15 protein-coding genes are annotated in these 13,273 nt (G+C 65.4%); 13 read left to right on the top strand and 2 right to left on the bottom strand.

Annotation, left to right across the window (positions count from 1 at the left end; translation table 11 throughout):
- Positions 1 to 97 precede the first annotated feature (97 nt).
- The 5 genes from AC1DZY_RS04895 to AC1DZY_RS04875 all read left to right on the top strand — a co-directional run bounded on the left by AC1DZY_RS04895 (position 98) and on the right by AC1DZY_RS04875 (position 6,466).
- Positions 98 to 1,510 (top strand): amidase, encoded by a 1,413-nt coding sequence (locus tag AC1DZY_RS04895; RefSeq protein ID WP_476818952.1) that lies wholly within the window; start codon positions 98 to 100, stop codon positions 1,508 to 1,510.
- A 219-nt stretch (positions 1,511 to 1,729) separates the two neighbouring features.
- A complete protein-coding gene (locus tag AC1DZY_RS04890) occupies positions 1,730 to 3,328 on the top strand; it encodes an ABC transporter substrate-binding protein (protein ID WP_476818951.1) in 1,599 nt (532 codons plus the stop codon).
- Positions 3,329 to 3,460: 132 nt separating this feature from the next.
- Positions 3,461 to 4,402: an ABC transporter permease gene (locus AC1DZY_RS04885; protein WP_476818950.1), complete on the top strand. Its 942-nt coding sequence runs from the start codon at positions 3,461 to 3,463 to the stop codon at positions 4,400 to 4,402.
- Positions 4,403 to 4,419: 17 nt separating this feature from the next.
- Positions 4,420 to 5,292, top strand: coding sequence for an ABC transporter permease (locus AC1DZY_RS04880; RefSeq protein WP_476819163.1), 873 nt, complete (start codon positions 4,420 to 4,422; stop codon positions 5,290 to 5,292).
- 4 nt (positions 5,293 to 5,296) lie between these two features.
- Entirely contained in the window at positions 5,297 to 6,466 is a 1,170-nt protein-coding gene (locus AC1DZY_RS04875; RefSeq protein ID WP_476818949.1) for a diaminopropionate ammonia-lyase, read from the top strand.
- 85 nt (positions 6,467 to 6,551) lie between these two features.
- Here the strand turns inward: AC1DZY_RS04875 and AC1DZY_RS04870 are convergent, their stop codons facing one another.
- Complete coding sequence (locus AC1DZY_RS04870) at positions 6,552 to 6,851, bottom strand: DUF718 domain-containing protein (protein ID WP_476818948.1); 300 nt, start codon at positions 6,849 to 6,851, stop codon at positions 6,552 to 6,554.
- Between the two features lie 173 nt (positions 6,852 to 7,024).
- Between AC1DZY_RS04870 and AC1DZY_RS04865 the strand changes: the two genes are divergently transcribed.
- The 8 genes from AC1DZY_RS04865 to AC1DZY_RS04830 all read left to right on the top strand — a co-directional run bounded on the left by AC1DZY_RS04865 (position 7,025) and on the right by AC1DZY_RS04830 (position 12,467).
- Positions 7,025 to 7,960 carry an N-carbamoyl-D-amino-acid hydrolase gene (locus AC1DZY_RS04865; RefSeq protein WP_476818947.1) on the top strand — a complete coding sequence of 312 codons (936 nt, stop codon included), beginning with the start codon at positions 7,025 to 7,027 and terminating at the stop codon, positions 7,958 to 7,960.
- A gap of 67 nt (positions 7,961 to 8,027) precedes the next feature.
- Positions 8,028 to 8,276 (top strand): type II toxin-antitoxin system VapB family antitoxin, encoded by a 249-nt coding sequence (gene vapB, locus AC1DZY_RS04860; RefSeq protein ID WP_476818946.1) that lies wholly within the window; start codon positions 8,028 to 8,030, stop codon positions 8,274 to 8,276.
- Positions 8,277 to 8,675 (top strand): type II toxin-antitoxin system tRNA(fMet)-specific endonuclease VapC, encoded by a 399-nt coding sequence (gene vapC, locus AC1DZY_RS04855; RefSeq protein WP_476818945.1) that lies wholly within the window; start codon positions 8,277 to 8,279, stop codon positions 8,673 to 8,675. It begins immediately after the preceding gene.
- 58 nt (positions 8,676 to 8,733) lie between these two features.
- On the top strand, positions 8,734 to 9,897 hold the full coding sequence (locus AC1DZY_RS04850) for an amidohydrolase/deacetylase family metallohydrolase (RefSeq protein WP_476818944.1): 1,164 nt from the start codon (positions 8,734 to 8,736) through the stop codon (positions 9,895 to 9,897).
- Positions 9,898 to 9,960: 63 nt separating this feature from the next.
- A complete protein-coding gene (locus tag AC1DZY_RS04845; protein ID WP_476818943.1) occupies positions 9,961 to 10,293 on the top strand; it encodes a hypothetical protein in 333 nt (110 codons plus the stop codon).
- Between the two features lie 117 nt (positions 10,294 to 10,410).
- Positions 10,411 to 10,866 carry a GNAT family N-acetyltransferase gene (locus AC1DZY_RS04840; protein ID WP_476818942.1) on the top strand — a complete coding sequence of 152 codons (456 nt, stop codon included), beginning with the start codon at positions 10,411 to 10,413 and terminating at the stop codon, positions 10,864 to 10,866.
- A 54-nt stretch (positions 10,867 to 10,920) separates the two neighbouring features.
- Positions 10,921 to 11,379 carry a RidA family protein gene (locus AC1DZY_RS04835; protein WP_476818941.1) on the top strand — a complete coding sequence of 153 codons (459 nt, stop codon included), beginning with the start codon at positions 10,921 to 10,923 and terminating at the stop codon, positions 11,377 to 11,379.
- A complete protein-coding gene (locus tag AC1DZY_RS04830) occupies positions 11,376 to 12,467 on the top strand; it encodes a D-TA family PLP-dependent enzyme (RefSeq protein WP_476818940.1) in 1,092 nt (363 codons plus the stop codon). Before AC1DZY_RS04835 ends, AC1DZY_RS04830 begins: the two co-directional genes overlap by 4 nt.
- Positions 12,468 to 12,681: 214 nt before the next feature.
- Here the strand turns inward: AC1DZY_RS04830 and AC1DZY_RS04825 are convergent, their stop codons facing one another.
- A complete protein-coding gene (locus tag AC1DZY_RS04825) occupies positions 12,682 to 13,197 on the bottom strand; it encodes a DUF2345 domain-containing protein (RefSeq protein ID WP_476818939.1) in 516 nt (171 codons plus the stop codon).
- Between the last annotated feature and the right edge of the window lie 76 nt (positions 13,198 to 13,273).

Below are 13,273 nucleotides of genomic sequence, written 5' to 3'. Positions count from 1 at the left end.
CTGCCATGCCCTATGATGGATTGCGGGTCTCCGCTTCGCTGCGCCCGGAATGACGGTCGCGGTTCCCTAGCTTTCTATTTTGATCGACAGGCCTGACATGACCGCCATCGCCTCGCTTTCCGCCGCCGAACTCGGCCCGCTCTTCGCCAGCCGCGAACTTTCGCCGGTCGAGGTCGCTAAAGATGTGCTTGCCCGGATCGAGCGCTTCGAACCGGACATCAACGCCTTCGTCTTCCGCGATGCCGAGGTTACCCTCGCCATGGCTGCGGCCGCCGAAGCGCGCCATCTCGCGGGCGGGGCGCTCGGACCGCTCGATGGCGTGCCCGTCACGATCAAGGACAATATCGCCATTGCCGGCTGGCCGATGAGGCGCGGTTCGGCCGTCGGTTCGGACGCACCCTGGCCTGACGACGCGCCCGCCGCCGCCCGGCTGCGCGAGGCGGGCTGTGTCTTCCTCGGCAAGACCACGATGCCGGAATATGGCTGGAAGGGCGTCGGCGATTCGCCGCTCTCTGGCATCACCCGCAATCCGTGGGATACCGCGACCGGCCCCGGCGGCTCGTCGGCGGGCGCGGCCTCCTGCGCTGCGCTCAATCTCGGCTGCATCCACATCGGCACCGATGGCGCGGGTTCGGTGCGCATACCCGCCGCCTTCACCGGCGTCGTCGGCCTGAAGCCGACCTATGGCCGCGTGCCGGCTTTTCCGGTCTCGACCATGGGCTTCCTCGCCCATCTCGGCCCGCTGACGCGCACGGTGATGGACACCGCGCTCGCCATGAACGCGATCGGCCGGCCCGACGAGCGCGACATGACCGCAATGATCGATGCACCGCCGGACTTCGTCGCGGCGCTAAAGGGCGGCGTGAAGGGCTTGCGCCTCGCCTGGTCGCCCAAGCTTGGCGGCGATGTCGTAGTCGATCCCGAGATCGCCGCGCTGACTCGCGATGCCGCGATGGCTTTCCGCGATCTCGGCGCGAGCGTCGAGGAGGTCGATCCCGGTTTCGCCGACCCCATCGAGACGCTGATGACGATCTGGTCGGCCGGCGCGGCGCTGGCGCTGCGCAGCGCGGGGCCTGAGGCGCGCAGGCGCATGGACCCCGGCCTCGTCGCGGTCGCCGAGGCCGGGGAGCGCGTGCCGGGCTCCGGCTATGTCGATGCCTTGCTGAATCAGCGCAATGCGCTTGCGCATCACATGGCGCAATTTCATGCACGCTTCGATTTGCTTTTGACACCGACGCTGCCGCTGCCGGCTTTCGCGGTCGGCGCCAACACGCCCGCGCATGGCGCCTATGGCGATGACTGGACACGCTGGACGCCCTTCACCTACCCCTTCAACATCACGCAGGCTCCGGCGATTTCGTTACCCTGCGGCCTGACGAAAGCGGGTCTGCCGGCGGGTCTGCAGCTCGTCGGTCCGTTCGGGCGTGACGGGCTGGTGCTGCGCGCGGCGGCGGCTTTTGAATCCGCAAGGCCGTTCGCCCGGATCGATTCACCGATCAAATCGATTTAGGCGCTGGTCCGGCAATTTTCTGCCGGTCAAACCCGAAAGCCGGCAGCGATTGCCGATTTCGCTCGCCGCTGGCCAAGTCTGTCCCGTTTGGCACGAAGTCTGCAGGCGCGGGCCAGCCGCGAATGGTCGATCATGCGTGTTGTCAGGGCAGAGGTTTTCTGCCCAAACTCGCGCCAAGGTCGCCCGGACAGAGGTCGCCGCTTCAGGGGAGTAAGTGACATGGACCGCAGATCATTTCTGAAGGCCGCCGCCGGGACTGGCGCTCTGGCTGCAACCGGCGGGCTTGCCATGCCGGCGCTGTCGCAAAACGCGGCCGCCAAGACGCTGCGCTTCGTGCCGCAGGCCAACCTCGCCAATTTCGATCCGATCTGGGGCACGCAATATGTCGTGCGCAACGCCGCCCTGCTGGTCTGGGACACGCTCTACGGCATCGACGACAAGTTTGAGCCCAAGCGCCAGATGACCGCGAGCGAAGAGGTCTCGGCCGATGGTCTGGTCTGGACCTTCAAGCTGCGCCCGGGTTTGAAATTCCATGACGGCGCGCCCGTGACGTCGAAGGACGTCGTCCAGAGCCTGAAGCGCTGGCAGGCCCGCGATCCGATGGGCACGATGATCAAGGCGATCGAGAACGAACTTGTCGCCGTCGACGACACGACCTTCAAATGGTCGCTGAAGCAGCCCTATCCGAAGATGCTGTTCGCGCTCGGCAAGAACAACTCGCCCTGCACCTTCATCATGCCCGAGCGCATCGCCAAGACCGATCCGTTCCAGCAGATCACCGAATATATCGGTTCCGGTCCGATGAAGTTCGTGCGCAGCGAATGGGTGCCGGGCGCCAAGGCGGTGTTCGAGAAGTTCGCCGACTACGTGCCGCGTGACGAGGCGCCCTCCTGGCTCGCGGGCGGCAAGAAGATGCTGTTTGATCGTGTCGAGTGGGTGATCATCCCCGACGCCGCCACCGCCGCCGCCGCGCTCCAGAGCGGCGAGGTCGACTGGTGGGAGACCGCGCTCTCCGACCTCGTGCCGGTGCTGAAGAAGAACGCCAATATCAGCGTCGATATCGGCGATCCGCTCGGCAATATCGGCGCCTTCCGCATGAACCACCTGCACCCGCCCTTCAATAATCTGAAGGTGCGTCAGGCCGTGATGACGGCGCTGAACCAGGAAGACTACATGCGCTCGATCGTCGGCGACGAGGACAAGCTCTGGAAGGCCATGGGCGGCTTCTTCACGCCCGGCACGCCGCTCTACACCGAGGAAGGCGGCGAGATGATGAAGATGAAGAACGTCGCCGCCGCCAAGAAGCTTCTGGCCGAGTCCGGCTACAAGGACGAGCCGGTGGTCTGCGTTGTCGCGCAGGACATGTCGGCCACCAAGTCGATGGGCGACGTCACGGCCGAGCTCCTGAAGAGCATCGGCATGAAAGTCGATTTCGTCGCCACCGACTGGGGCACGACCGGCGCGCGCCGCGCCCAGAAAACGCCTCCCGGCCAGGGCGGCTGGAGCATGTTCCACACCTGGCATGCCGGCGCCGACTGCGTGAACCCGGCCTCCTATACCGCCGTGCGCGCCAATGGCGACAAGGCCTGGTTCGGCTGGCCCGACGTGCCAGCCGTCGAGACCGAGGTGACGAACTGGTTCAACGCCAAGGACACCGCCGAGGAGAAGGTCGTGATGGGCCGGCTCAACAAGGCGGCGGTCCAGAACGTCGTCTATTGCCCGACGGGCTTCTATCTCGGCTACCAGGCCTGGCGGAAGAGCGTCTCCGGCGTGACCAGCGGCCCGTTCCCGGTGCTGTGGGGTGTGTCGAAGGCCTAATCGGCGAACAGCACCGTCATTCTCGGGCTCGTCCCGAGAATCTCGTAGCCAGAATTCTCTGGTTTCAGAGATGGTCGGGTCGAGCCCGACCATGACGGGCATGATCAAAACCCGGATAAGACACGGCGTCCCATGTTCGCATTCATCGTCAGACGGATCATCTCGACGATACCCGTCATGCTGTTCGTGGCGCTGTTCGTCTTCTCGCTGCTCTACATTGCGCCCGGCGATCCCGCCGCGGTGATCGCGGGCGATCAGGCCTCGCCTGATGACGTCGAGAAGATCCGCGCCAGCCTCGGCCTCGACAGGCCCTATTTCGTGCGCTTCTTCGAGTGGTTCTTCCGGGTGCTGCAGGGCGATCTCGGCACCTCGATCTTCACCTCGCTGCCGGTGACGCAGCTCATCGGCCAGCGCATCGAACCGACGGTCTCGCTGATGCTGCTGACATTGCTTCTGGCCGTTTCGGTCGCCGTGCCGATGGGCGTGCTCGCCGCCTGGAAGGCCGGCAGCTGGATCGACCGCGCCGTCGTCGCCTTCGCCGTATTCGGCTTCTCGGTTCCAGTCTTCGTGGTCGGGTATCTGCTGGCCTATGTCTTCGCGCTGCAGCTCGACTGGGTGCCCGTGCAGGGCTACACGCCGATCTCGCAGGGGATCTGGCCCTGGCTCAGGAACCTGATACTGCCGGCGATCACGCTGGGCTTCGTCTACATCGCGCTGATCGCGCGCATCACCCGCGCAACGATGCTTGAGGTGCTGCAGCAGGACTATGTCCGTACCGCCGAGGCCAAGGGCGTCGAGCAGCGCAACGTGCTCTTCGTCCACGCGCTGAAGAACGCCGCCATCCCTGTCATCACCATCATCGGCATCGGCGTGGCGCTTCTGATCGGCGGCGCTGTGGTGACGGAGAGCGTCTTCGCCATTCCCGGCCTCGGCCGCCTGACGCTCGACGCGATCCTACGGCGCGACTACCCTGTGATTCAGGGCGTCGTGCTGATCTTCTCCTTCGTCTATGTGCTCGTGAACCTGCTCGTGGACATCGTCTACACCCTGGTCGATCCGAGGATACGGTATTGACAGTCCAGTCGAACACAATCGCCGGAGCGCTCGCCGTGCCAGCGGAAGCGGTCGTCCCGCCGCCCAAGCGCTCCTATCTGCGCAGGCATCCGACGGTTACGATCGGCGGCGGCCTGTTGCTGGCGATGATCCTGATCGCGATCCTCGCGCCTTTCCTCTGGACCGTCGACCCGACCGCGATCGCGACCTCGCGGCGCACGCGCGTACCCTCGGAGCTCTACTGGTTCGGTACCGACATGCTCGGCCGCGACATCTATTCGCGCGTTTTCTATGGCGCGCGGGTCTCGCTGCTGGTCGGCTTCAGCGTGGCGATCCTGTCCTCGGTGGTGGGCCTCGCGATCGGCCTGTTCGCCGGCTTCGTGCGCTGGGCCGATGGCGTCGTCATGCGCATCATCGACGGCATGATGTCGATCCCGCCGATCCTGCTTGCCATCGCGCTGATGGCGCTGACGCGCGGCTCGGTCCAGAACGTCATCATCGCGATCACGCTCGCCGAGATTCCGCGCGTCGCCCGGCTGGTGCGCAGCGTCGTGCTCAGCCTGCGCGAGCAGCCCTATGTCGAGGCCGCTGTCGCCTGCGGCGCCAGGACGCCACGCATCATCTTCATCCACATCCTGCCCAACACCATCGCGCCGATGATGGTGCAGGCCACCTATATCTGCGCCAGCGCCATGATCATCGAGGCGATCCTGTCGTTCATCGGTGCGGGCGTGCCGCCGGCGACGCCGTCCTGGGGCAACATCATGGCCGAGGGGCGCGCGCTCTGGCAGGTCAGGCCCCATATCATCCTGTTCCCTGCGGTGTTCCTGTCGATCACCGTGCTGGCCGTAAACCTGCTCGGCGACGGATTGCGCGACTCGCTCGATCCCCGTCTGGCGAAGAGCCTCTGAGCCCATGCCCGAGCATCCGGCCAAGACCGCTCCGCTCCCTCCGGCGGGGCCTCAGACGCCGGATTTTGTCCTCAACGCCGGTCTGGACCGCGTCTGCGCTTATTCGCGGGAGATGCAGTCCATTCTCTCGCTCGATGCGGCCGGCACAGCCCGCGCCGCAATCACTGCCTGGGACGGCTATGCGCCGACTCCGTTGCGCGACCTGCCAGCCATCGCCGACCAGCTCGATCTCGCGCAGGTGCTCTACAAGGACGAGGGCCAGCGCTTCGGCCTCAAGAGCTTCAAGGCGCTTGGCGGGGCCTATGCCGTCGACCGCATCGTCGCCGCACGTGGTGCAGCCGGGCTGACCGTCGCCTGCGCCACCGATGGCAATCATGGCCGCTCCGTGGCGTGGGGGGCGCGGCGCGCCGGCGTGAAGGCCGTGATCTACGTCCACCAAACCGTCAGCGAGGGCAGGGCCGAGGCGATCCGGAGCTTCGGCGCGACCGTCGTTCGCGAAGGCCGCACCTATGACGACAGCGTTCGCGCCTGCACGGAGGCCGCGGCCGAAAATGGCTGGCAGATCGTCTCCGACACCTCATGGCCTGGTTACGAGGATGTGCCCAGGGATGTGATGCAGGGTTATGCGCTGCTGGCCATGGAGGTCGAGGCGCAAGGCGGCAGACCGACCCATGTCTTCGTTCAGGGTGGCGTCGGCGGGCTGGCGGCAGGCGTGCTCTCCTATCGCTGGGAGAAACTCGGCGCTGATCGCCCGATCTTCGTCGTGGTCGAGCCCGAAAACGCCGCCTGCCTGTTCGAGTCGGCGAGGAACGGCAGCGTCACGACCGTCGACGGCGATCTCGACACTATCATGGCCGGGCTCGCCTGCGGCGAACCCTCGATCCTGGCCTGGCGCATTCTCCAGCCCGGAGCCGACGCCTTCATGACGATCGCGGACACGGCGGCCGCCGATGCGATGCGCCTGCTCGCAAGCCTCGGCGTCGTCGGCGGGGAGTCGGGCGTGGCGGGGCTCGCCGGGCTGATCAGGGCGGCGCGCGAACCGTCCCTGCGCGCGGCGCTGAAGCTCGACGGCGCGTCGCGCGTGCTCTGCTACGGTACCGAGGGCGCCACCGACCCGGAGGTCTATCGCGGCATCGTCGGGCGCTCCGCCGACGAGGTTGACCCGAATGCGTGATCGGCGCGCGGCCTCGAACGGGCGATCGTCGCCCCGTCATCTTCGTGGGCCGAATCGCTCTCGCCACGGCGGCGTCGGGAGAACGCTAGGCCGTGAGATCGACCACCATGTCCCCGGAGGCGGCGTCGGTCACGCCGAGGCCGTTGCCGAGATCCTCGAGCGTGTCGCGAAAAGTCCCCAGCGTTGCGATCATCTCGGCACGGGCCGCCTTCAGCGTCTCCAGATCGGGCCATTCGCCGATCAGGCAATAGGAACGCTCGCCAGTCTTGAGGATATGTCCCCTGGAAAGGCCGGGCCAATGCGCCTTGCCGCCGCGATGGGCCGCGAGGAACTCCTCGTCCCGGCCTTCCTTGACGCGAAATCTGACGACGTTGAACGTGGTCATGGCCTTGCCCCCCAGCCTGCGGCCGCTGCGGACGCGCCGGGCGGGGATTTCAGACCGCGCAGGCGGGCAGCGAGTGCAGGCTACCGCTACGTCAGTTTCGACGCAACAAGCGCGCCAGGGATGCCGTCGCCCGCGCAGCCGGCACGAGACGCCCGAACGAAAGCACGCAGGCCATGAGCCGCATCCTGACCATCGCCGCTGCCCAGATGGGGCCGATACAGCGCGACGAAAGTCGGCGCTCGGCGGTCGCCCGCATGATCGAACTGATGCGCCAGGCAAAAGGTCATGGCGGCGATCTCGTCGTTTTTCCCGAGGCGGCGCTGACCGCCTTCTTTCCGCATTGGTGGATGGAGGACGAGGCCGAGATCGATTCGTATTTCGAAAGCGCGATGCCATCCAACGAGACCGCTGCGCTGTTCGAGGAGAGCAAGCGCCTCGGCATCGGCTTCCATCTCGGCTATTGCGAACTCGCGAACGAAGACGGCCGCAAGCGCCGTTTCAACGCGGCGATCCTCGTCGACAAAACCGGCGCGATCATCGGCAAGTACCGCAAGATCCATCTGCCCGGCCATCCCGAACATCGTCCCGACGCACCGTTCCAGAACCTCGAAAAGCGCTATTTCGAGACGGGCGATCTCGGCTGGCCGGTCTGGCGGACGATGGATGCCAATATCGGCATGATGATCTGCAACGACCGGCGCTGGCCCGAAAGCTATAGGTCGATGGGCCTGCGGGACGTCGAGCTGATCGTGCTCGGCTACAACACGCCCAAGCACAATCCACCGGCGCCCGACCATGACCGGCTCGGAAATTTCCACAACCAGCTGGTGATGCAGGCCGGCGCCTATCAGAATGCGAGCTGGGTCGTCGGCGTCGCCAAGGCGGGGCTCGAAGCCGGCGTCGACCAGATCGGCGGCTCCTGCATCATCGCGCCGACCGGAGAGGTCGTCGCCCAGGCCGTGACCGAGGGCGACGAGCTGGTGGTCGCCCGCTGCGACATGGATCTGGGCAAGAGTTACAAAGCCTCGACCTTCAATTTCGCCAGGCATCGCGAGCCGCAGGCCTATGGGCTGATCGTCGAGCGCAAGGGTGCGTTGGGACCGGCATGATGGCGTCGAGCTTGCCGGTCAGCTCCGGCGAGCGTAGTATATCCGACTCGGATATACAGAGGTGACGATGCCAGCCAAAACCCGGGCGACCACCAAGCTTTTCGTGACCAACCGCACCCAGGCCGTGCGCCTGCCGAAGGAACTCGCCTTCCCGCCGGAGGTGACGGAGGTCGAGATCATCAGGCAGGGCTCGGGCGTGCTGATCGTGCCGAAGGGCAAGGGTTGGGATGACTATTTCGATCGCGGTGCGCGGGCGAGTGACGACTTCATGAGCGACTGGAAGCCGCTTGAAGGCGAGGAGCGCGAAGAGTTCTGAATGCTCAACTACATGCTCGATACCAACATTTGCATCTACGTGATGAAAGACAGGCCAGAAGGATTGCGAGCACGATTTCGCGCCGCTGCGAGCAGCGTTTGCATTTCCACAGTGGTGCTCGCCGAACTCCGGTTCGGCGCCGAGGAATCCGCTGCCCGCTCAAAGAGCCTCGAAGCGGTTGACGACTTCCTCGCGCAAGTCAACGTCCTCCCATTCGATCACGATGCAGCCGTTCATTACGGCCAACTTCGTGCCGAGCTTGAGCGAGCCGGTACCCCTTGCGGCCTTCACGACACCCAGATCGGCGCTCACGCGCGCAGCCAAAGCCTGATCATCGTCACCAACAACCGCCGCGAGTTCGACCGCATGCCCGGCCTGCGCGTCGAGAATTGGGTCTGACCAACCGGGTCGATATGCTCTCTTCCGTTCCCTCCGCAGCCGCCCCTCAGGACACCCCATGACCCACGATCTCATCCTCAAGGGCGGCCGGGTCATCGACCCCTCGCAGAAGCATGACGGCGTCCTCGACGTCGCCTTCACCGACGGCAAGGTCTCGGGCTTCGGCAAGGACCTGAAGGGCGCCAAGGAGACCCGCGACGTTTCCGGCTATATCGTTACGCCGGGCCTGATCGACCTGCACACCCATGTCTATTGGGGCGGCACCTCGCTTGGCATCGACGCCGACGAATTCTGTCGGGCGTCCGGCGTCACCACCTCGGTCGATACCGGTTCGGCCGGTCCCGGCAACTGGCCGGGCTTCCGCAAGCACGTCATCGAGAAGAGCCAGGCCCGCATCCTCGCCTATCTCCACGTCTCGCATGCCGGCATCTACGGCTTCGATCATCGCGTCATGGTTGGCGAGAGCGGCGATCTCAGACTGATGAATCCGATCGACTGCGCCGAGGTCGCGGACAAGAACCGCGACCTGATCGTCGGCATCAAGGTGCGCGTCGGGCTGCACGCTTCCGGCGATCAAGGCACCGTGCCGCTCAATATCGCGCTGCAGGTCGCCAACGAAGTCGGCATGCCGCTGATGTGCCATATCGACCATCCACCGCCATCCTATGAGGAGGTGGTCAATATGCTCCGGCCGGGAGACGTGCTGACTCACGCTTTTCGCCCCTTCCCGAACGCGCCCTGCACGGCGCAGGGCACGGTGAAACCCGAGGTGCAGGCCGCCCGCAAGCGCGGCGTCATCTTCGACATCGGCCACGGCAAGGGCTCGTTCTCGTTCAAGACGACGCGCGCCATGCTCGCCAATGGTTTCGAGCCCGATGTGATCTCGTCGGACGTCCACAAGCTCTGCATCGACGGCCCGGCCTATGATCAGGTCACGACCATGTCGAAATTCCTGCTGATGGGCATGAGCCTCAACAACGTCATCGCCGCCTCGACCGTGAACGCGGCGATGGCGCTGAAGCGTCCTGAATACGGATCGCTCAGGGTCGGCTCGCTCGGCGACGCGACGATCCTGACGGTGAAGGAAGGCAAGTTCGACTATGCCGACGTCACCGGCGAGCACATGATCGGAGACCGCAAGATCATCTCCGAAGGCGTGGTGCTGAAGGGCGCGTGGTGGCACCCCAGGCGCAGCAACAAATTCAGGAAGGTCACGGCATAGCCTGTAGGCTTTCGCTGCGGAAAATGGTTAGCTGGGCTGGATTTTGGCCGACGGAGAGTTCCGATGCCGAAAATGCAGTCCAGCCTTGCAGTCGCGACCCTGTTCATCCTGTGCGTCCCGGCGGGGGCGCAAAGCCTCGATATCCTGCAGGACAAATTCGCGTTCAACTGGCACGGGAATCCGGGCCGCCAGAAATGCGTCAAGGTCGCGGGCCCGTTGCTGGCCAGCTTCAAATCGGCCCAATATCGCTGCGATCTGAAGGCCCAGTCGAACACGTCGTCGGGCGCGAGCGCCCGCACATGCACCGAGGTCAAAGGCCAGCGGGAATATCTGGTCTTCGACACGATGCGGGCCTGTGAAGGCGAACGGAAGACCCAAGAGTCGAACGGCGACTGATTTGCCGGCTCGCTTGAGCATGCGGCTTTCGATAGCGCCGAGCTGCTGCGACCGCTTGTGATGACCAATCCACCGCGGTCGCACTGGCGCATGATGACAGCCTCCGACTTGCGGTCCGTGGTGGCCGTCGCGGCGCGAGTTCATCCCGACTATCCCGAAGACGACATCGTCTTTGCCGAACGCCTCGCGCGCTTTGCGGAAGGCTGCCTCTGCCTTGAGGCGGCCAGCCGAGTCAGTGGTTATGTGTTGAGCCATCCGTGGCCGCGCGGGCAAATCCCGCTGCTTAACAGCCTGCTCGGTGCGCTGCCGGCGTCGGCTGACGCCTTCTACATTCATGATCTCGCATTGTTGCCGGCGATGCGCGGTGGCGGGCATGGGGTGACTTGTGTCGAAAAACTGGCTGAGTTGGCGCGCCGTAGCGGACTCGCCTGCATGACGCTCGTCGCCGTCAATGGCTCGGCCGGCTTCTGGCGGCGTCAGGGCTTTCGCGAGACGCATGACGCCGACCTTGCGGGTAAGCTCTCAAGCTATGACGATGCGGCCCGTTACATGATACGCGAGCTGGAATCCTGACGCCGGGTCCCGTCTGACAGCGGCGCCATCTGAAGACACGCACGAGGAAACGCGATGAGCGCCGAACAGAAGCTGAAAGACCTGGGCCTGACCCTGCCCGCCATGGTGCCGCCGATGGCGAACTATGTCCGCTTCAAGAAGGTCGGCGATCTCGTCTTCCTCTCGGGGCAGGGGCCGCGCAACCCCGATGGCTCGATCCCCAGCGGCAAGGTGGGCAAGGAGTTTACCACCGAGCAGGCTTATGAGTTCGCAAAGAGCACCGGGCTTGGCCTGCTCGCGGCGATGAAGGAGGCGGCCGGTTCGCTCGACAAGATCGAGGTCATCAAGCTGCTCGGCATGGTCAATGCCGTGCCGGAGTTCGGCGACCAGCCCAAGGTCATCAATGGCTGCTCGGATTTGTTCGTCGCGGTGCTCGGCGAGAACGGCCGCCATGCCCGCTCGGCGGTCGGCATGGGCTCGCTGCCCGGCAATATGCCCGTCGAGATCGAGGCGATCGTCAAGGTGCTGCCGTGACCGCGCTTGCCCAGGACAAACTGAAAGACGAGATCGCCCGGGTCTACGGCACGCCGTCGGTCGTCATCGACCTCGACGTCGTCGAGGCCAACATCGCCCGGCTACAGGCCGTCTGCGACGCCAAGGGCGTCGCCAACCGCCCGCATATCAAGACGCATAAATCGCCCGAGCTCGCCCGGCTCCAGATCGAGGCCGGCGCGCGCGGCATCACCTGCCAGAAGCTCGGCGAGGCCGAGGTCATGGCCGATGGCGGCGTCGACGACATCCTGATCAGCTACAACATCCTCGGCGAGCAGAAGCTCGGCCGGCTCGGCGCGCTGCAACGGCGCGTGCGGATGATCGTGGCGGCCGACAATCCGGTCACGATCGGCGGCCTGCCGCAGGCGGCGGCCATCGCCGGGCGCGACCTCGAGGTCGTCATCGAATGCGATACCGGCCGCAAGCGCGCTGGCGTCGAGACGCCCGCCGAGGCCGTCGAACTGGCGAAGCTGATCGCGGGCTCGAAGGGTCTGACCTTCGCCGGCTTCCTGATGTATCCGCCCGAGGATGGCTGGGAGCGCACGCAGATATTCCTCGACACCGCCAATGCCGGCCTGCGCGACGCAGGGCTGGAGGCCGGCATGGTCTCGACCGGCGGCTCGCCGAACATCCCCAATATCGGCAAGCTCAAGGGCGCGACCGAGCATCGTTCGGGCACCTCGATCTTCAACGACCGCATGCAGGTCGCAGCCGGCGTGGCCTCGCTGGAAGATTGTGCGCTCACCGTCTATGCCACGGTGGTCAGCCGGGCGGGGCCGGAGCGCGGCATCCTCGATTCAGGCTCCAAGACGCTGACGAGCGATACGGGCGGTCTCGATGGCCATGGCTACATCCTCGAATACCCGGCGGCTAGGATCGCAAAGTTCGCCGAGGAGCACGGCTTTCTCGATCTCGCGGCCTCCAACGAGCGTCCCAATGTCGGCGAGGTCGTACGGATCGTGCCCAACCATGTCTGCGTCGTCGTCAACATGGTCGACCGGCTGGTCACGGTGCGTGGTGACAGGCTCGTCGGCGAGCTCCCGGTCGCGGCGCGCGGCAAGCTCGTGTGAGGGATCGGTCTGACTGCCGGTCAACACGCCTCGCCGTCAACATCACCTCGCACCGTCATCCCGGGCGCAGCGAAGCGGAGACCCGGGATCCATTCCGGAACGCTGCGCGGAGAGGTTCAGGAATGGATCCCGGATCGGCGCTGCTGCGCAGCTTGTCCGGGATGACCCGCGCGGTGGCTTGAGCAGAACGGGAGATGGTCCAGTCCGGTCCGGCTTAGTTCTGCAGGATCTTCGACCCCTTCATGACGAGGTCGCCGCTGGCCTTGGCGTCGATCTTGCCACTCGCCTTGAGGTCGATGTCCTTGCCGTCGATCCTGATCGAGCCGTCCTTCTTCATGTCGATCTCGGCGTCGCCGGTTTCCAGCGTCAGCCGGTCGGCTGCGGTGATGGCGAGTTTCTTGCCGACCGTGAGGGTGACGTCCTTCAGCAGATCGGCGGTCAGCGTATGGCCGCTGAGCGACACCGTGTGCGAGCCGGCGATGCTGATCGCGGCCGAAGCCCTGACCTCGAAGGCAGCAGAGGTCGTCAGGGTCAGGCGCGAGGCGGCGGTGATCGCCGTCGCGCCGCCCGACGTGATCTGGATCGCGCCGCCCGCAACGATCGTCAGCGAGCCTCCGGCGCGGATCGTCACGCCAGATGCCGTGACGTCGACGGCCTGTCGCAGGTCGCGCAGTTGCGCTTCCATCATCGCGATCCGGCGCGCCAGACCTTCGGTTTCAGGAGATGCCATCGATCCCTCCCGTTGTCGCGAACCGGAGCGAGAATGCGTCAACCGACGCCCCTCGCGCAACCGCATCCGTGTCGCG

This window comes from Allobosea sp. P2_A10 (assembly GCF_056405115.1).
This window is presented reverse-complemented; position numbering and strand designations above follow the sequence as displayed.